10 protein-coding genes are annotated in these 18,916 nt (G+C 75.5%); 6 read left to right on the top strand and 4 right to left on the bottom strand.

Annotation, left to right across the window (positions count from 1 at the left end):
• The first annotated feature begins 4 nt into the window (after positions 1-4).
• Entirely contained in the window at positions 5-856 is an 852-nt protein-coding gene (locus ACRAKJ_RS27055; protein WP_438925063.1) for an alpha/beta fold hydrolase, read from the top strand.
• A gap of 95 nt (positions 857-951) precedes the next feature.
• Here ACRAKJ_RS27055 and ACRAKJ_RS27050 read toward each other — a convergent pair whose 3' ends face one another.
• Positions 952-2,481 carry an MFS transporter gene (locus tag ACRAKJ_RS27050; protein ID WP_438925474.1) on the bottom strand — a complete coding sequence of 510 codons (1,530 nt, stop codon included), beginning with the start codon at positions 2,479-2,481 and terminating at the stop codon, positions 952-954.
• Positions 2,482-2,727: 246 nt separating this feature from the next.
• On the opposite strand from ACRAKJ_RS27050, the gene ACRAKJ_RS27045 reads away from it, so the two are divergent.
• Positions 2,728-5,934, top strand: a complete 3,207-nt coding sequence (locus tag ACRAKJ_RS27045; RefSeq protein ID WP_438925473.1) for a BTAD domain-containing putative transcriptional regulator — start codon at positions 2,728-2,730, stop codon at positions 5,932-5,934.
• Positions 5,935-6,154: 220 nt separating this feature from the next.
• Here the strand turns inward: ACRAKJ_RS27045 and ACRAKJ_RS27040 are convergent, their stop codons facing one another.
• Together ACRAKJ_RS27040 and ACRAKJ_RS27035 are read right to left on the bottom strand one after the other, a co-directional pair.
• Positions 6,155-7,621 carry an FAD-dependent oxidoreductase gene (locus ACRAKJ_RS27040; protein WP_438925472.1) on the bottom strand — a complete coding sequence of 489 codons (1,467 nt, stop codon included), beginning with the start codon at positions 7,619-7,621 and terminating at the stop codon, positions 6,155-6,157.
• 22 nt (positions 7,622-7,643) lie between these two features.
• Complete coding sequence (locus ACRAKJ_RS27035) at positions 7,644-8,834, bottom strand: acyl-CoA dehydrogenase family protein (protein ID WP_438925471.1); 1,191 nt, start codon at positions 8,832-8,834, stop codon at positions 7,644-7,646.
• A 367-nt stretch (positions 8,835-9,201) separates the two neighbouring features.
• On the opposite strand from ACRAKJ_RS27035, the gene ACRAKJ_RS27030 reads away from it, so the two are divergent.
• Positions 9,202-10,797: an aminotransferase class III-fold pyridoxal phosphate-dependent enzyme gene (locus tag ACRAKJ_RS27030; RefSeq protein ID WP_438925470.1), complete on the top strand. Its 1,596-nt coding sequence runs from the start codon at positions 9,202-9,204 to the stop codon at positions 10,795-10,797.
• A 128-nt stretch (positions 10,798-10,925) separates the two neighbouring features.
• Here the strand turns inward: ACRAKJ_RS27030 and ACRAKJ_RS27025 are convergent, their stop codons facing one another.
• A complete protein-coding gene (locus ACRAKJ_RS27025; protein ID WP_438925469.1) occupies positions 10,926-11,825 on the bottom strand; it encodes an imine reductase family protein in 900 nt (299 codons plus the stop codon).
• 330 nt (positions 11,826-12,155) lie between these two features.
• Between ACRAKJ_RS27025 and ACRAKJ_RS27020 the strand changes: the two genes are divergently transcribed.
• The 3 genes from ACRAKJ_RS27020 (at position 12,156) to ACRAKJ_RS27010 (ending at position 18,835) form a co-directional block, all read left to right on the top strand.
• The gene (locus ACRAKJ_RS27020; RefSeq protein WP_438925468.1) at positions 12,156-14,459 is read left to right on the top strand and encodes a BTAD domain-containing putative transcriptional regulator; all 2,304 of its coding nucleotides are present in this window, start codon (positions 12,156-12,158) and stop codon (positions 14,457-14,459) included.
• 91 nt (positions 14,460-14,550) lie between these two features.
• Positions 14,551-16,650: a carboxyl transferase domain-containing protein gene (locus ACRAKJ_RS27015; RefSeq protein WP_438925467.1), complete on the top strand. Its 2,100-nt coding sequence runs from the start codon at positions 14,551-14,553 to the stop codon at positions 16,648-16,650.
• Between the two features lie 607 nt (positions 16,651-17,257).
• The gene (locus ACRAKJ_RS27010) at positions 17,258-18,835 is read left to right on the top strand and encodes a ricin-type beta-trefoil lectin domain protein (protein WP_438925466.1); all 1,578 of its coding nucleotides are present in this window, start codon (positions 17,258-17,260) and stop codon (positions 18,833-18,835) included.
• The last annotated feature ends 81 nt before the right edge of the window (positions 18,836-18,916 follow it).

The following is an 18,916-nucleotide window of genomic DNA, read 5'->3' as shown; positions in this document are numbered from 1 at the left end:
GACGATGACCCGACCCACCCCCGTGGGGGACCTGACCTTCGACGTGCGCGTCGAGGGCCCCGAGGACGGGACCCCCGTGCTGCTGCTGCACGGCTTCCCGCAGAGCCACCGGTCCTACGACGCCGTGGTGCCCCTGCTGACCGCCGAGGGCCTGCGCACCATCGCGTTCGACCAGCGCGGCTACTCCCCGGGCGCCCGCCCCGCGGAGCCCGACGACTACCGGTTGCCGCTGCTGGCCGGTGACGCCCTGGGCGTGCTGGACGCGCTCGGCGTCGAGTCGGCCCACGTGGTCGGGCACGACTGGGGCGCCGTGGTCGCCTGGTACCTGGCCGCCCGGCACCCCGAGCGGGTCCGCTCGCTGACCGCGCTGGCGTTCCCGCACCCCGACTCCTACCGGGCCGCGTTCCGGTACGACCCGGCGCAACGGGCCGCGTCCGAGTACCTGGACTTCTTCTCCGCCGAGTCCACCCCGGACGCCCTGGTGGCCGACGACGGCAAGGGGCTGCGCGGCCTCTACCACGCGGTGGACCGGACGCTGACCGACGAGCAGGTCTCCACCTACGCCGCCCCGCTGTCCCAGCCGGGCGCGCTGCGCGCGGCGCTGAACTGGTACCGCAGCGGCAGCCTGCTCGACGAGTCGATCGGGTTCGGCCCGGTGCCGGTGCCCACGGCGTACCTGTGGAGCCCGGAGGACCCCTCGGTGAGCGAGGCCGCCGCGCTGGGCACCGCCGACCACGTCACCGGGCCCTACCGGCTGGTGCGCCTGGACGGCGTGTCGCACTGGCAGGCCGAGCAGGTGCCCGACCGGGTCGCGGCCGAGGTGCTGGCCACCGCCCGGCAGGCGCAACCGGGCTGACCGACCGCGCGGGCCCGCCGGGACCCGCGGACACGAAAGAGGGCCGGGGACGGGCGGGGTGACCGCCCGTCCCCGGCCCCCGTCCGGGCCGGACCTCACGCGGTGACGTGCCGCGCCCCGTCCTCGGCGGGCGCGTCGCCGCCGGTCCGCAACCGCTTGAGCGTCAACGGCACCACGACCGTCAGCACCAGGCACAGCGCCGCACCCACCCACGCGGCGGCGTTGACGCCGTGCGTGAACGCCGCGCGCGCGACCTCCAGCGCGGGCGAGTCGGCCGGCAGGTGGGCCACCGCGCCGCCGATCGTGTCCGCGGCGGGCGAGGTCACCGGGACCGCCGCGGTGACCTCGCCCCGGTAGACCGACGTGGTCACGCTGCCGATCAGCGCGATGCCCGCGGCCGAGCCGAAGTCGGTGGCGGTCATGGACACCGCCGAGGCGCTGCCCGCCTTCTCCGCGGGCGCGGAGCCCACCACCAGGTCGGTGCCCAGCACCATCGTCGGCGACAGCCCCAGCAGCAGCACGCCCAGCCCCACCGACACCGCGACCGGGCCGTCGCCCGGGTCCGCCACGGCCACCAGCGCGAAACCGGCGGTCGCCACCGCGGTGCCCAGCGCCACCACGGACGCGGGCCGCAGGGAGCGCCCCAGGACCGGCGTCAGCTGGGAGCCGATCAGCAGACCCGCCGCGCCGGGGAGCAGCCACAGGCCGGCCGCCAGCGGCGACAGCCCGACCACCATCTGGAAGAACTGCGGCACCAGGTACTCCAGGCCGCTCATCGCCGCCATCACCAGCACCAGCAGCGACAGCGCGGCGCGGAACGAGCCGCCGCGGAACAGCCGCAGGTCCAGCAGCGGCTCCTCCAGCCGGTTCTGCCTGCGCACGAACAGCACGCCCACCGCCAGGCCCACCGGGGCGGACAGCCACACGTGCGGGCCGAGGCCGTGCTCGGCGTACTTCTTCACCGCGTACACCACCGGCAGCACCGCGGCCATGAACAGCACCACGCTCAGCGGGTCCAGCCGCGGCGCGGAGGGGGAGCGGAACTCCGGCAGCAGCACCGGGCCGAGCACCAGCAGCAGCAGCATCACCGGGACACCGATCAGGAACACCGAGCCCCACCAGAACCACTGGAGCAGCACGCCGCCCGCCAGCGGGCCGATCGCCACCCCGAGCGACATCGCGGTGACCCACATCGCGATGGCCCGCCCCCGCTGCCCGGGGTCGGGGAACACGGCCGCGATCAGCGACAGGGTGGACGGCAGCACCAGGGCGCCGGACACGCCGAGCAGCGCCCGCGCGCCGATCAGCACGGCGGGGCTCGTCGACCACGCGCACAGCAACGACGCGGCGATGAACGTGGCCGCGCCGACCAGCAGCAGGCGGCGCCTGCCCACGCGGTCGCCCAGCGCCCCGGAGGTGACCAGCAGGCCCGCCATCACGAAGCCGTAGACGTCGGTGACCCACAGCAGTTCGGAACCGGACGGTCGCAGGTCGGCGGCCAGGTACGGGGCGGCCAGCCACAGCACGCCGAGGTCGAGGGTCAGGACGGTCGTCGCCAGCAGCAGCACCGCGAGACCCGCCCACTCCCGGGGGCCTGCGCGCTGCACGGGGGGCGTCCCGGTCATCGCTCCGTTCTCCTCTCCCGGTCGGCCCGGGGCCGACGTGGTCGAGCCCGGCGCCCGCCTCGATCGGGGCACCGCGACGCGTTCCTCGCGGTGCTGCCCCCGCGGCCGGGCCGCGAACGGCCGGACGCCGGGCACAGCGGTTCACGGCGAGCGTGCCCGATGCCGCTTTCGGTCCGGTCACGGTCCGCTTCGGGTTGGCTTCGGTGCGTTCGGATGCCGGGACAGCCCGTGCGTTAACGTGGCGGTATGCGTTTCGGGGTGCTTGGGCCACTGGCCGTGTGGACCGAGGAGGGGGCTCCGGTCAAGATCCCGGAACTGAAGGTCCGCGCGCTGCTGGCGGACCTGCTGGTGCACGCCGGGCGCCCGGTGGCCGTGGACCGGTTGACGGACGACCTGTGGGGCACCGACCTGCCCGCCAACCCCGTGGGCGCCCTCCAGACCAAGGTGTCCCAGCTGCGCCGCGCACTGGCCGCGGCGGAACCGGGCGGGCGCGACCTGCTGCTCTCCCGCCCACCCGGCTACCAGTTGCAGACCGCACCGGACGCCGTGGACGCGGAGCGGTTCCGGGCGCTGGTGGCGCGCGCCCTGGGCGGGGGCGAACCCCGTGCGCGCGCCGTCCTGCTGTCCGACGCGCTGGCGCTGTGGCGCGGTCCCGCCTTCGCCGACTTCGCCGACCAGGCGTTCGCCCTCGGGGCCGCGCAGCGGCTGGAGGAGGAGCGGCTGGTGGCCGTGGAGGAGCTGGCCGAGGCCCGGCTCCGGCTGGGCGAGCACAGCCTGCTGGTGGGGGAACTGGGCGACCTGGTGGCCCGGCACCCGATGCGCGAGCGGTTGCGCGCGGCGCAGATGCGCGCGCTCTACCGGGTCGGCCGGCGGGCCGACGCGCTGGCCGCCTACGCGGACCTGCGCACCCGGCTGGTCGAGGAGCTGGGCCTGGACCCCAGCCCCGCGGTCGCGGACCTGCACCAGGCGATCCTGGAGCAGGACCCGGAGCTGGAGGCGCCGCGACCGCCGGTGACCTCGGCGGCCCGGCCGGCGTCGAACCTGCCCGAGCCGCTGACCGAGCTGATCGGGCGCGGTGACTCGGTCGCCGAGGTGGGCAAGGCGGTCGCCGCGGCGCGGCTGGTCACCCTGGTCGGCCCGGGCGGGGTGGGCAAGACCCGGCTGGCGCTGGAGAGCGCCGGGCGGCTGGCCCCCGGCTTCCCGGACCGCGCGTGGCTGGTGGAGCTGGGCGGGCTGCGCGCCTCGTCGGGCACGGTCGCGTCCCTGGCCGAGGTGGTCACCTCCGCGCTGGGCATCCGCGACGACGTGGCGGGCGCCGCGTCCGCGCCGCTGGTGGACCGGCTGGCCGGTGCGCTGCGCGGCAAGCGGGTGCTGCTGGTGCTGGACAACTGCGAGCACGTCGTCGACGCGGTGGCCGAGCTGGTGGACCGGTTGCTGCGCACCGCGCCGGAGCTGCGGGTGCTGGCCACCAGCCGGGAACCGCTGGGCCTGCCGGGCGAGGTGGTCTGGACCGTTCCGCCGCTGGAGCTGCCCGTGCCCGAGCGGGCGCACGACCTCACCGAGCTGTCGCGCTCCAGCGCGGTGCGGCTGTTCGTGGCCCGCGCCTCCGCCGCGTCACCGGGGTTCGAGCTGACGCCGGACAACGCCGCCGACGTGGCGACCCTCTGCGCCCGGCTCGACGGCGTCCCGCTGGCCCTGGAGCTGGCCGCCACCCGCGTGCGGTCGCTCGGCCTGCGCGGCCTCGTGTCCAGGTTGGACGACCGGTTCCGCGTGCTGGCCGGGGGACCGCGCGGGGTGCCCGCGCGGCAGCAGACGCTGCGCGGGGTGATCGACTGGAGCTGGGAGCTGCTGACCGGGCCGGAGCGCACGGTGCTGCGCCGGTTGTCCGTGCACGCCGGCGGCTGCACGCTCGGCGCGGCCGAGGTGGTGTGCTCGGGCGACGGGGTGGCGCCCGGCGACGCGCTGACCCTGCTGGCGCGGCTGGTCGACCGGTCGCTGGTGGTCCTGTCCGAGCACACCGAGGAGCCGCGGTACCGGCTGCTGGAGTCGGTCGCCGAGTACAGCGCCGAACGCCTGGTCGAAGCGGGCGAGGCCGAGGTCGTCCGGGCCCGGCACCGCGCGCACTACCTGGCCGTCGCCGAGCACGCCGAGCCGCGGCTGCGCGGGCACGGCCAGCGGCAGTGGCTGGAGCTGGTGGACGCCGAGGTGGCCAACGTGCGGCGGGCGCTGGACGACGCGGTGCGCGCCTCCTCCGCCGACGACGCGCTGCGGCTGGTGAACGCGATGGCCTGGTACTGGTTCCTGCGCGGCCGGCTCGGCGAGGCGCTGCGGGCGCTGGACCTGGCGCTCGCCGTGCCGGGCGGCTGCGCCGGCGCCCGGTCGTGGACGCGGGTGTGGCGGGCGGGCATCGCCATGCTGGTGGGCGGCGACGGCGCGCAGCTGGTCGCCGCCGCGGACGCGGCGCTGCGCGACTTCGCGGGGGAGGAGCGGACGCGGGCGCGGGCCGAGTGGTTCATCGGCTTCGCGCAGTGGGGCATCGGCGAGCTGTCGGCGGGCGAGCAGCGGGTCGAGACCGCGCTCGCGCACGCCCGGGCGCACGGCGACGACTGGGTCCGCGCCGCCGCCCTGGCCGCCCGCGCCCGGTTGGCGATGGGCCGCGGCGACCTGCGCACCCTCGCCGGGGACGGCGCCGCGAGCCAGGCGCTCTTCCGCGAGCTGGGCGACCGGTGGGGACAGCTGCGGGCCGCGGACATGCTCTGCTCCCACGCCCTGATCACCGGCGACTACCCGGTGGCCCAGCGCCTCAACCGGGACGGCCTGCGCAGCGCCGAGGAGCTGGGGCTGTGGACCGAGGTGTCGCACAAGCTGGCCACGTCGGGCCGGATCGCCCTGCTGGAGCGGGACTTCGCCGCCGCCGAGGAGTTCCACGGGCGGGCCCTGCGGCTGGCCGTCGAGCAGTCCGACCCGTTGATGGAGCAGTTCGCGGAGATGGGGCTGGCGCTGGGTGCGCGGCGGCAGGGGCGGTTGGACGCCGCGGAGGAGCACCTGCTCGCGTGGCTGGACTGGAACCGCAGGCTCGGCGGGGACGCCGGCGTCGCGCTGATCCTGGCCGAGCTGGGGTTCATCGCCGAGCAGCGCGGGGACGCCGCGCGCGCCCGGTCGTTGCACCTGGAGGGGTTGGCCGCCGCACGGGCCACGGGCGACCCGCGGGCGGTGGCGCTGGCCCTGGAGGGGGTGGCGGGCGCGGTGTCGCTCGCCGGTGACCACGCCGGGGCCGCCCGCCTGCTCGGCGCCGCGGCCGTCGCCCGGGAGTCCGTGGGGGCGCCGCTGCCCGCGGCCGAGCGCGGTGACGTGGACCGGGTCGAGGAGCGGGTCCGGGGCGCGTTGGGCGAGCCGGCGTTCGAGGAGGCGTTCGCGGGAGGGTGGTCGGCGGACCCCGCCGCGCTGCCGTGAGCGCCGGCGCGGGCACTGCCGCTGACCGGGCTGCGGACCGGGCCACCGACCGCGCCGAGCGACCGGCCGGCCACCGCGGCTGAACCGGGTGCGGTGCGCACCGCACCCGGACCTCGGTCGCTGCGGCCCCGGTGATCCCGGCCGGTCCGCCGAATCCCGCGCCGAACCCCGCGGCGAAGGCCGGTCGGCTCCCGCGAGGAGAGCCGACCGGCCCCGGCCGCTAGGCGGCGGCCCCGGCCCCGACGCGACCGAGCAGGCCGACGACCTGCTCCGCCGCCCGGAAACCGGACTCGACCGCGCCCTCGATCGCCGCGTTCCACCCGTTGGCGATGTCGGCGGTGGCGAACGCCACCCGGCCGTGCGGCTGCTGGACGTGGGGGAGCTGGCGCAGCAGCTGCCCCGGCTTGCGCATGGTCCAGCCGCCCAGGGAGTACGGGTCGGTGGCCCAGTCCTGCACCCGCATCTCCACCACCGACGCCTCCGGCAGCACCCGGCGCACCGCGGTCTCCAGCGCCGCCCTGCTGCCGAGGTTCAGGCCCCGGCCGTTGCCCGCGATCATCAGCTGGTCGCCGTTGGTCAGCCGCGCGTACGGGATCAGCGCCAGCACCGGGTCGCCCTCGTCACCCTGGGCGAACACCCGGTCCGACACACCGCGGACCCGCAGCCAGATCTTGGCCGCGGCGGGGGTGATGCCGACCCCCTCCGCGGTCGCGGCGGCGTGCTCCGGCGGCAACCCCGGCTCGAAGCGGATGGTGCGCCACACGTTCACCGGCACGGCCAGCACCACCGCGGGTGCGGTGAAGCAGCCGCCGTCCCCGGTGCGCACCGTGACCCCGTGCCCGTCGTCGGTGATCGAGGTGACGGGGGAGTTGAGCCGCAGCTCCGCCCCCGAGTCGTCCAGGATCGCGCGGACCAGGCCGCCCATGCCGGTGGCCGGGCCGGCCGCCGACTGGGCGTACCAGCCCTCCGGGGTGAACCCGCACAGGGCCCACCACTGCGCCAGGGAGGTCAGCGCCCCCCTGGAGCTGTCGCCGCCGGAGTAGTTCTCCAGCACGCCGGCGACGAGGCTGCGGTCGACGGGCGACAGGCCCAGCGAGTCCAGCCGCTGCTGCAGCGACACGTCGTGGAGCTGCCGGATCAGGTCGGCCCGGTAGAGCGGTTCGTGCGGTCGGGCGTAGTACTCCTCGGACCCCGCGAACAAGGCGGCCAGCACCTCGCCCGCGCGTCGCGACGTCGCCACCGGGTCCACCGGCGAGTAGGCGCCGGTCCCGGTGGGGTAGATGACGCGGTCGCTCGGGGCGTCGCTGACGGTCCCGATGCCGTACCGCGCCAGTTCCCGGTACACCAGGGTGTAGTTCGGGTGCAGCCACTGCGCGCCGAACTCCACCCGGTGCCCCAGGTAGGTGTCGGTGTAGGCCCGGCCGCCGATCCGGCCGCGCGCCTCCAGCACCAGCGGCCTCAGGCCCCGGGCGGCGAGCTCGCGGGCGGCTGTGACGCCCGCGAAGCCCGCGCCCACGACGATGACGTCGCGTTCCCCCAGCCGGTACCGTTCCGGCGCGGCGGCGCCGGCCCGGGCCACGCCCGCGGTCGCGGCGGTGACCGCACCGCCGACGACGCCGCTGAGCAGGGCCCTGCGGGTGATCGGGCGACCACCCGTGACGGTCCCGGTTAAGCCTCCAGAGTTCATGTGCTCCCCTATGCGTGGTGCGTTACAGGACTTGCGTACCGGGGTCCAGGCCCAGCAGGACGCGGCCCTGGACCTCCAGGTTGGTGTTGAGCAGGAGCAGACCGTGCAGGGACAGGCCCTGGATGTCGCGGTGGAACCGCTGCAGCGGCACCGACTTCTGGATCACGGTCGCCCCGGACGCCGTGTAGAGGATCTCCACGGCCTCCTTCGCGAGCTGGATGGCGTACGCGGCACGCCCGCGCACCATCGCCCGCTCCGCCACGTCGGGCTGGGCGCCCGCGTCGGCGTACCGCTGCAGCATCGGCAGGTAGCCGTCCTGCAACCCCTCGGCCGCCGCGATCTTGTTGGCCGCGGTGGCCACCTGGATCTGGGTCAGCGGGTGCTGCGACTGGTCGGTCCAGTCGGTGTAGGCGATGCCGCGGCCGGGGACGCGCTCCAGGAACATCTCGTACGCGCCCTTGGCGATGCCCAGGTACGCCGCGACGCTCTCGGCCATGACGAAGGTGAACAGCGAGTAGTCGCGGTCCTCGGTCGGGGTGCGGTCGGCGGTGGTGCCCAGGATCGCGTCGGCGTAGCTGATCACCCGGTGCTCGGGGACGAAGACGTCCTTCGCGGTGGAGGTGGAGCTGCCGGTGGCCGCCGCGGCGGAGGTGTGCCAGTCGTCGGCGATGGTGAACTCGGACATCGGCACCGCGGCGACCATCTCCTCGGTGGTGCCGTCCGGGTGCGTGAGCACGGCGGCGTTGATGTTCCAGTCCGCGCCGCGGCAGCCGGAGTTGAACCGCCAGCTCCCGTTGAGCAGGTAGCCGCCCTCGGTGGGGGTGAGGGTGCCGGTGGGCGTGAAGCCACCGGACACGCGCACGGAGCCGTTGGCGAAGATCTCCTGCTGGGTCCGGTCCGGGTACAGCGTCGCCATCCAGGCGCTGGACACCCACACCAGCGAGACCCAGCCGGTGGACCCGCAGCCGCGGGAGATCTCGGTGAGCACGCGCACCTGGTCGGCCAGCGACAGGTCGAGGCCGCCGAACCGGCGCGGCGTGGCGATGCGGAACACCCCGGCCTTCTCCAGCAGGTCGATGTTCTCCTGCGGCAGCCAGCGCTGTTCCTCGGCCGCTCGGCCGTTCTCGCGCAGGGTCGGCACCGCCTCCCGGACCGCGTCGAGGACGGAGTCCACCTCGTGCGCGGTGGCGGGGACCTGGTGTGTTGCGGTCATGCTTCCTCCAGCGGGCGACGTCGTCGTGCGGTGGTGGTGGGAAAACCGCGAACGGGGCCTGCGATCGCACTGGGCGACCGGTGTTGTGCGTGCGGATTCCGCGGACTGCTTTCGGGGGACTGGCGCGACCATAGCAACGGGTCGCGCCCCGGGCGGGCCCGCGGCGTAACCGGCTGATAATCGGCCCCCGCGGAGAATGCGCCCGCATTGGTCGGGTGATATCGATCGGCGATTACCCGGGTATGAGCGCCGGGAATCTCCCCGGCCGCGCGGCGGGGGTAACGTCCGGCGGTGAATGCGCCGGGTGCCGGCATTCCCGCACGCGGCGACCCCCGAAATCGCACTCGATCGACCGACAGGGAACGCCATGAACCCCGCCAAGCAGGAGCACGGCTCGGCCGACGCCCACCTCGGCGAGGTGCTGTCGAGCGTCGGGCTCGACGTCGCCTACCACCGGGCCGAGGGCAACACGCTGTACCACCGCACCGAGGACGGCGAGGAGGTCGCCGTCACCGATTTCGTGGGCGGCTTCGGCTCGCTCGTCCTCGGCCACCACGACCCCGGCGTGGTGGCCGCCGCCCGGGACTTCCTCGACCGCCGCCGCCCCGTCTTCGCGCAGTTCTCCCGCTCCGACGACGCCACCGCGCTGGCGGCGGACCTCGACCGCGCGGTCCGGCGGCAGGTCGGCGGCGAGCAGCCGTACCACGCGGTCTTCGCCAACAGCGGCGCGGAGGCGGTGGAGATCGCGGTCAAGCACGCCGAGTTCGACCGCGGCCTGCGTGCCGCGGCCCTCACGACCGGGGTCGCCGACCGGGTGGCCGCCGCGCGGGCCGCCCTGGCCGACGGCTCGGCCACGTTGTCCCCGGCCGCCGCCGAGCGCCTGGGCCTGCCCGGCGACGCCGCGCCGGAGTCCTTCGCCGCCGCGGTGACCTCGCACAACACCGAGGCGGCCGGCCTGCCGCCGGTGTTCCTGGCCGCAGCGGGCGGTTTCCACGGCAAGCTGGTGGCCAGCGTGCAGCTGACGCACAACCCGGCGTTCCGCGGCCCGTTCGGCGCGTTGGCGGCGCAGGCGCGGTTCGTGCCGCCGGACCGCCCGGACCTGGTCGCGGAGGTGGCCCGGGACGAACGGGTCGTGCTGCTGGACGCCGTTGTCGAGGGCGGTGCGGTGCACGTCGTCGAGCGCGACCTGCCCCGCGTCGCCGGGTTCGCGCTGGAGCCGATCCAGGGCGAGGGCGGCATCCGCGAGATCACGCCGGAGTTCGCCGCCGAGGTGCACCGGGTGTGCGCCGAGCTGGGCTGCCCGGTGATCGCCGACGAGATCCAGACCGGCATGGGCCGCACCGGCGCGTTCCTGGCCGGCCCGGCCGTGGGCCTGGTCGGCGACTACGTCACGCTGGCCAAGAGCCTGGGCGGCGGCCTGGCGAAGGTGGCCGCCACGCTGATCCGGGCCGACCGCTACCGGCCGGAGTTCGAGCTGGTGCACAGCTCGACGTTCGCCAAGGACGGGTTCGGCACCGCGCTCGCCCGCCAGGTCCTCGCCCGGCTGGAGGCCGACGACGGCGCCGCCTACCGGCAGGCGGCGCGGGTCGGGGCGGGCCTGCGGGCCGCGCTGGACGACGTGGCCGCGGACCACCCGGAGGTCGTGGTCGGCGTGCGGGGGCGCGGCCTGATGCTCGGCCTGGAGTTCCGCGACCTGCCGGGGTCCTCCTCGGCGCCGATCGCGGAGCTGTCCCGGGCCGGGTTCCTCGGCTACGCGATCGCCGGGTACCTGCTGCGCGCCCACCGGGTCCGCACGTTCCCCACCGGCAGCGCGCCCAACACGCTGCGCTTCGCGCCGTCGCTGCACCTGACCGACGACGAGGTCCGGCGGCTGGCCGCCGGGCTGCGGGACGTGTGCCGGTTGCTCCACGAGGAGGACGGCCCGGCGCTCGTGGGCGCCCCGCGCCGGGCGGTCGCCCCCTAAGCGCGCGGGCCGGGGGTGTTCGGGACCGGTTCGCGTCGACCGCCTCGAACACCCCCACCGGCCGGTCGACGGCGCGCGGAAAGGCCCTCCCGGGATCACCGGGAGGGCCTTTCCGCATTTCCGCGAGGTCAGCCCCGGGGCTTGCGGATCAGTTCGACCATGCTCATGTAGCTGTTGTCGCCGTAGCCGGCCGCGATGGTCTTGTCCAGCATCCCCTTGAGGAAGTCCGGGACCTGCGTGCCCACGCCCTGGCTGCGGCTGGTCTCCAGCAGGTGCTCGGCCGCGGTGAGGTTCATCTTGACGGTGCCCGCGTCGCCCGGGTAGTCGCCCTCGTCCAGTTCGCGGGTCGCCGCGTGCAGGATGGGGGTCACCACCGACGGGATGAACCAGTCCAGCGCGATCGGCGCGAACTCCGCCGCCGTGGCCTTGGCGGTGTTGACCATCGCCGTCGCGTGCAGGTAGCCGTTGACGGTGGCCCACATGAAGCCCAGCAGGGCCGTGTTGTAGAGCACCGCCAGGCCCGGGTCGTCACCCAGGTACCGCGCGTCCCCGCCGACCGCCCGCAGCGTCTCCACGTGCGCGTCGAACACCGACCGCGAACCGCTGTAGAGGAACACGGCCTCGGGGCTGCCGATCGCGGGCGGCGGCACCATGATCGCGCCGTCGAGGTACTCGGCGCCGTGGCCCGCCGCCAGGCTGACCGCCTCGCGGGCCTCGTCGGGGGTGCTGGAGGTCAGGTTGACCACGGTGCGGCCCGCCAGCGCGGAACCCGCCCCGTCGAGGATCGACCTCACCGCGGCGAAGTCGTTGACGCAGATCACCAGCAGCGGGCTCGCGCCGGCCGCCTCCGCCGGGGTCGAGGCCCGCTGCGCGCCCTTGGCCACCAGCGGCTCCGCCTTGGCGGCGGTGCGGTTCCACACCGTCGTCGGGTACCCGTGCTCGATGAACGCGGCGGCCAGGGCGGCACCCATCGGACCGAGGCCGAGGACGGTCACCGGCGCGCGGTCGCCGGGTCCGGTCGTGTCCATGTTCTCCACTCCTCCTCACCACTTCGGCCGGGCCGCGGCGCGACCGGGTGGAAATACCGGTATCCGTTTCCTGTTCATGATGGCGGCAAAGACTCCGGAATCACTTGTGGCCCGCTTTCGGTCCGCTTCCGATTTACGCCTATCGGGTGTGACTACGCTCACAGTTTGATTGAGGCGTGAAATACGGTAGTCATGGTTCATGGGGGTACCGGTGATGCAGTGCCGGGTCTACTGGGGTTCCAGCTCTTCGCCGTCTCCGGCCTCCCGCGCCTACGCAGATTCGAATGCACCAGTCTGCCCATTGGATGTGCAACGAGAACTGGGGTTCGCATGCGATTCCGACTTCTGGGCCCGCTGATGGTGGAGGGCGACGACGAGGCCGTACCGCTGGGTGGCGTCAAGCAACGGGCGGCGCTGGGCTGCCTGCTGCTGAACGCCAACCAGGTGGTGGCCTCCAGCGCCCTGCTGCGGGCGCTGTGGAGTGACGGGAAACGGCCGGCCTCCGCGCGGAAGATCCTGCACAACGCGGTGTGGCGGCTGCGCACGACGCTGGAGTCCGCCCCCGGTTCGCGCACGCCCGTGCTGGAGACCCGCGCCCCCGGTTACGTCCTGCACGTCGACCCGGCCGAGGTGGACCTGCTGCGCTTCCGCGACCTGGTGGCCGAGGGCCGGGCCCGGATGGCCGCGGGCGACCCGCACGCCGCCGCCCCCCTGCTGCGCGACGCCCTGCGGCTGTGGCGCGGCCCCGTGCTGGCCGACCTGGTCGAGCAAGGCCTGTCGTGGCCCGAGCTGGACGCCGTCAACGAGTCCAGGTTCGACGCCCAGGAGGACTGGTTCGACGCCGAGCTGGCCTGCGGCAGGCACCACGCCGTGCTGGGCGAGCTGCGCGCCCTGGTCAACGGCGGTGCGCTGCGCGAGCGGGCCTGCGGTCAGCTGATGCTCGCGCTCTACCGCTGCGGTCGCCAGGCCGAGGCGCTGGAGGTCTACACCGCGACGCGGGCCGCGCTGATCAACCGGCTCGGCCTGGAGCCCGGCCAGGACCTGCGGCGCCTCCAGCGCGCCATCCTCACCCACGACCCGTCGCTGGCCGCGCCCGCCGCTACCTCACCCGCCGTGATCCCACCCGCCGCGGTCCCACCGGCCCCGGCGGCGTCCCCGAGCGCGTCGGAGACCGAAGGCGCGCACCACCACCGACCCGTGCCCGCGCGCCCGGCACCGGTGGTGACCGTGCTCGGTTCGCACCACCAGCGCTGCGCCGCCCGGCCCGTCCCGCGGCGGGCACCCGCCGTGCCCGCGCTGCTGCCGGTGCAGCGCGGCGGCGTGGTCCGCCGCGACGTCAGCGTGCTCATGGTGCACGGCGGACCCGTCGAGGGCGCCGACCCCGAGCACCTGGACGAGGTCCTGGCGGAGACCGCCGCGGGCGTGCGCGCCGAGGTCGAGCGCGCCGGCGGTGTCGTGGCCACGTCCATCGGCTCGACGTCGCTGGCGGTGTTCGGGCTGTCGGGCGCGGGCGCGGACGACGCCGAGCGGGCGGTGCGCGCCGCGGTGGCCGTGCGCGACCGCTTCGGTCCCGACGCCGCCGTCAGCGCGGCGATCACCACCGGCGTGCTGAGGCTGACCGCCGCCGACGCCATGCCCACCGCGGTCACCGGCGTGCTGGTCGAGCACTGCCGGCTGCTGCTGGCCGGCACCGCGCCCGGTGAGGTGCGGGTGTGCGGCGCGACCCGCCGCGCCACCGAGGGCATCGCGGTCTACCGGCGCGTGGGCGGGCTCGACGACTGCTGGTCGGTCCGCGCGCTGCCGTCGTCGCCGCCCGTGCCCGACGACGTCCCCCTGGTCGACCGGGACAGCGAGCTGGCCCTGGTCGCCGGCCTCGTCGAGCGCGCCGGCCACCGCGCCCGCCCGCACCTGGTGACCGTCCTCGGCGAGGCGCGCACCGGCAAGACCCGCTTCCTGGCCGAGATCGGCAGGCGCTTCCGGGCCGTCGCCCTGCCCGCGGCCGAGCACCCCCTGGCCGAGCACCCCCTGTCCGTGCACGCCGCGCTGCTGGCGGCCCGCTGCGGCATCGCGCCCGACGACCTGCCGTCCACCGCCCGGACCAAGCTGACCGAGGCCCTGGGCGACCGCCTGCCGGACGCCGGGGAACTGGTGGAGCAGCTGCTGCCGCTGTTCGGCGGCGACACCGGGCGGCCGTCGCGCGCCGTGCCGGCCACCTGGTGTCGCGTCATGCGCCACCTGCACCGCGACGCGCCCCTGGTGGTCACCGTGGACGACCTGCACAGCGCCGACGACACCCTGCTGGACGCGGTCCGCGACCTGCTCGACGCCCCGGTGCCCGTGCCGCTGTGCCTCGTGGTCGGCGCCCGGCCCGTCCTGCTCGACCGGCACCCGGGCTGGGGCGGTGGTGCCGCGCACGCCGCCACCATCACCCTGGAACCGCTGACCGACGAGGCGATGGACCGGATCTTCGAACAACTGGTGTCCGAAATAGGCGGACGCTGGTCCGCACCGCTGCCGGACGTGCTGGACTGCTGCGCCGAGCAGGACGCGCGCGACCGCCGCGGTTACCTGCGGGGCCTGCTGCGGCTGGAGCACGACCGGTTCCCCGCGCCGGGTGCGGTGACCCCGGGGTGAGCGGCCGGTGGGGCGACCGCCGCTAGCGTCGGGCGTGACGGCACGACCCCGTCCGACGCAAGCTCTCCGACGCCAGCGGAAAGGACGCTCCATGGCCGCGAAAGGCACCGCCACCCCGCCGACCACCGCCCCGCGGGCGCTGCTGCGCCAGGTGATGTCCCGGTTCGCCACGGGTGTGGTGGTGATCGGGGTGGGCGGCGAGCACATCCACGGCATGACCGCGAACGCGTTCACCTCCGTCTCCCTCGACCCGCCGCTGGTCGTGTGCTGCGTGGCGCACACCGCCGTGATGCACCGGGCCATCAGCTCCACCGGCCGGTTCGCCGTGTCCGTGCTGGACGCGGCGCAGCAGGACCTGGCCCGGCACTTCGCCGACAAGGACCGGCCGCTGGGCCCCGCGCAGTTCGCCGACGTGCGCTGGACACCGGGGGAGCGCACCGGCGCGCCGGTCCTCGACGACGCCCTGGCGTGGTTGGAGTGCGACCTGGAACGTGCCGTGGACTGCGGCGACCACACCCTGTTCATCGGCACCGTGCTGGCCGCGGGGCGCGGTGAGGGCCGGGACGGCCTGCTGTTCTTCGACGGCGGCTACCACACCCTCAGCACCCCGGCGCCCACCGTCCCCGCCGCCCGCACCGCCGCGCCGCACCACGGCTCGCCCCAAGCCGCCGCGGCACCCCCTGCCACTGCGCCCCTTGCCGCAGAACCCACCGCCACTCCACCCTCCGCTGCGGCACCCTCCGCACCGGCCCGGACCAGCGCGCCGGCCAGGCCCGGCGCACCGCGGCCGGAAGCGCTGTCCCTGCCGCGGGTCGACGACGACCCCCGCCTGCCCGCCGCCCGCCTCGCGCGCCTGCTCGATCCCGGCCCGGTCGAGGTCCTGCACCCGACGGGCGACAGCGGCGTGGCGGTGGTGCGCGGCGCGGTGGACGGCACGCCCGTGGTCGCCTTCGCGACCGACGCCACCCGGATGGGCGGCGCCCTCGGGGCGACGGGTGCGGACCAGGTCATCCGCGCCACCGAGGCGGCCGTGGCCGATGGCGTGCCGGTGATCGGCCTGTGGCACTCCGGCGGCGCCAAGCTGGCCGACGGCGTGGAGTCGATGGACGGCGTGGGCCGGATGTTCGCCGCCATGACCGCCGCGTCGGGTCGCGTGCCGCAGCTGTCGGTGGTGCTCGGCCCCGCCGCGGGCGCGGCGTCCTACGGCCCGGCGCTGACCGACCTGGTGGTGCTGGCCGACGCGGGCCGGATGTTCGTCACCGGCCCGGACGTGGTGCGCAGCGTCACCGGCGAGCGGATCGACATGACCGGCCTGGGCGGGCCCGAGGCGCACGGCGCGAAGTCGGGCGTCGCCCACGTGGTCGCCGCCGACGAGGACGACGCCCTCGCCCGCGCCCGGCGGCTGGCCGTGCTGCTCGCGAGTCCCGCCCGCATCGTGCCGGACGACGGCGGCACCGACCCGGGCACGCTGCTCCCGGCGTCGCCGCGCCGCGCCTACGACGTGCGCCCGGTGGTGCGCGCCGTGCTCGACGCGGACTCCTTCGAGGAACTGCAGGCCAAGTGGGCGCCCAACGTGGTCGTCGGCCTGGGCCGGCTCGGCGGCGGCACCATCGGCGTGGTCGCGAACAACCCGCTGCGCAAGGGCGGCTGCCTGGACTCGCTGAGCGCGGAGAAGGCGTCGCGGTTCGTGCGGATGTGCGACTCCTTCGGCATCCCCCTCGTCGTCCTGGTGGACGTGCCCGGCTACCTGCCCGGCGTGGGGCAGGAGTGGGGCGGGGTGATCCGCCGCGGCGCGAAGCTGCTGCACGCCTTCGCCGAGTCGGTCGTGCCCCGCGTCACGGTGATCACGCGCAAGGCGTACGGCGGCGCGTACATCGCGATGAACTCGCGCTCGATCGGCGCCACCTCGGTGTTCGCCTGGCCCGACGCGGAGGTGGCGGTCATGGGCGCCGAAGCCGCCGTCACCGTCCTGCACCGCAAACAACTCGCCGCCACCGCAGAGGCGGACCGCCCAGCCCTGCTGGCCCGACTGGTGGCCGAGCACCAGCGGGTGTCGGGCGGGGTGCGACGAGCCCTGGACCTGGCCGTGGTGGACGAGGTGATCCACCCCCGCGAAACCCGCCGCCGCATCGCCGAGGCACTGCTCGCGGCCCGCCCCGCACGCGGCGCGCACGGCAACATCCCGCTGTAGCCACGGCGCGTCCCGCGGTCCGGGCGATCAGTTCGAGGACCGGCCCGGACCGCCCCGGGACGACCGGTACCCGGCCACCACGGAGGTGGCCTGCGCCGAGGCCAGGACCCGCCTCGAACGGTGCCCGCCCCCGCGGTGAGCGCGAATCCCGGTGTCCCGCCGGCGAGGCACCGGGCCCGCTGCCGTGCTGTGGCCGACACGACAGGGTTGCGCCGGAGAGGCCGTCATGCACTACGGTCTGCGAGCGTTGCTCGGTTACGAGCCGCAGGTGCGCCGGACCGCCGGCGCGTGGGTTCCGGGGGAGCGTTGGACAGGGGCGTGGGGAGAGGTGCGTCCTCGTGGCGGTCGGCCGACCGCGCCGTCGCCCGGCGCCGCCGAGGAGACCGCCTGCCGACCGACCCGGCGTTACCGCGCCCCGTGCACCCCGGCGCCGTGAGCCGCCGCGACCGGCCGCCGCGCGCCGGGCGGCCCGCCCCCGACTGACGGACGACAAGACCTCCGCGTGATGACACCCGGTGGTGGACCTGGCCGGTCCACCACCGGGTGAATCGCGCGCGAACCCGAAGTGCTCGACCTTCCGACGTGACAATGCAGGGGGACTTTCCACATGAGAACGGAACAGCCGCTCTCGGCCGAGGGCGGCAGACCGGGCGCGTCCCGGCGACTCGGCCGCCGGGTGAAGTGGGTCGGTGTCCTCGCCGTCCTGGCCGCCGTCGCGGCCGGCGTGCCGGCGTCCGCCGTGTCCGGCGGCACCGAGGTGCCCGCCGGTGCCCACCGGTTCCTGGCGCGCGTCGTCGTGGGTGAGCAGGCGTGCTCGGGCGCGCTGGTCTCCCCGCAGTGGGTGCTCACCGCGGCCCGCTGCCTGCCGCCGAGCGGCGTCCCGGCGGGCGCCACCGCGAGCCTGGGCGACGTGGCCGTGGCCACCGGCGCCGGGACCAGGACCGCCGTCGTCGACGTCGTCCGCCACACCGACCGCGACCTGGCGCTGCTGCGCCTGGAGAACGCGGCCGCCGGCACCACCCCGGTGCAGCTCGGCACCACTCCACCGGCGGTGGGCGAGTCGCTGCTGGTGGCCGGGTTCGGCCGCACCAGCGGGTCGTGGGTGCCGAACCGTCCGCACGCCGCCGCGTTCACCGTCACCGGTGTGGGCGCCGGCACGGCGTCGCTGACCGGGCCGGGCGGCACCGACACGTGCAAGGGCGACGCGGGCGGACCGGCGCTGCGCGCGGTCGGCGGCGGGGTCGAGCTGGTCGCGGTGCACAGCACCTCCTGGCAGCACGGCTGCCTGGACGTGGACGACACCCGCCAGGGCAGCACCGAGACCCGCACCGACGACGTCGCCGACTGGATCGGGCAGCACGCCGACCCCTCGCGGGCGAGGTTCGGTCGCGTGACGGGCACCGGCGGGTTGTGCCTGGACGTCAACAACGGTTTCGACGACAACGGCACCGGCTTCGGCCTGTTCGGCTGTCACGACCAGGACCACGAGCAGAACGGCGCGCAGGCGTTCACCGCGACCAGCGACGGGGCGTTGCGGGTGCTGGGCAAGTGCGTGGACGTCTACGGTCCGTTGTTCGACTCGGTGCACCGCTACGCGGTGTTGTGGCCGTGCAACGGGACTCCGGCGCAGCAGTGGCGGTTCAACGCTGATGGTTCGGTGACGAACGTGGCGACCGGTCTGTGCCTGGACGGGACCTTCGGCACGTCCGGTAGCCGGGTCATCTCCCACGGGTGCCACGGCGGCCCGAACCAGGAGTGGGCCGCGCCGACCCGGCAGGTCCGCTTCGGCCAGGTGGTGGGCGTCGGGGGCATGTGCCTGGACGTCAGCGGTGGCCGGGACGACGCCGGCACCGGCTTCGGTCTCCACGGCTGCCACGCCTCGTACAGCGCGGACGCCCCGGCCCAGGGTTTCACCGCGACCGACGACGGGGCGTTGCGGGTGCTGGGCAAGTGCGTGGACGTCTACGGTCCGTTGTTCGACTCGGTGCACCGCTACGCGGTGTTGTGGCCGTGCAACGGGACTCCGGCGCAGCAGTGGCGGTTCAACGCTGATGGTTCGGTGACGAACGTGGCGACCGGTCTGTGCCTGGACGGGACCTTCGGCACGTCCGGCAGCCGGGTCATCTCCCACGGGTGCCACGGCGGCCCGAACCAGGAGTGGGCCGCGCCGACCCGGCTCGCCTGATCCCGTCACCCGAGCCACCGAGCCACCGAGCCACCACTCACCCGAGCACCCGCGCCACCGCGCACCCATGCACCTGCGCAC

This window comes from Saccharothrix sp. DSM 118769, assembly GCF_052936295.1.
This window is presented reverse-complemented; position numbering and strand designations above follow the sequence as displayed.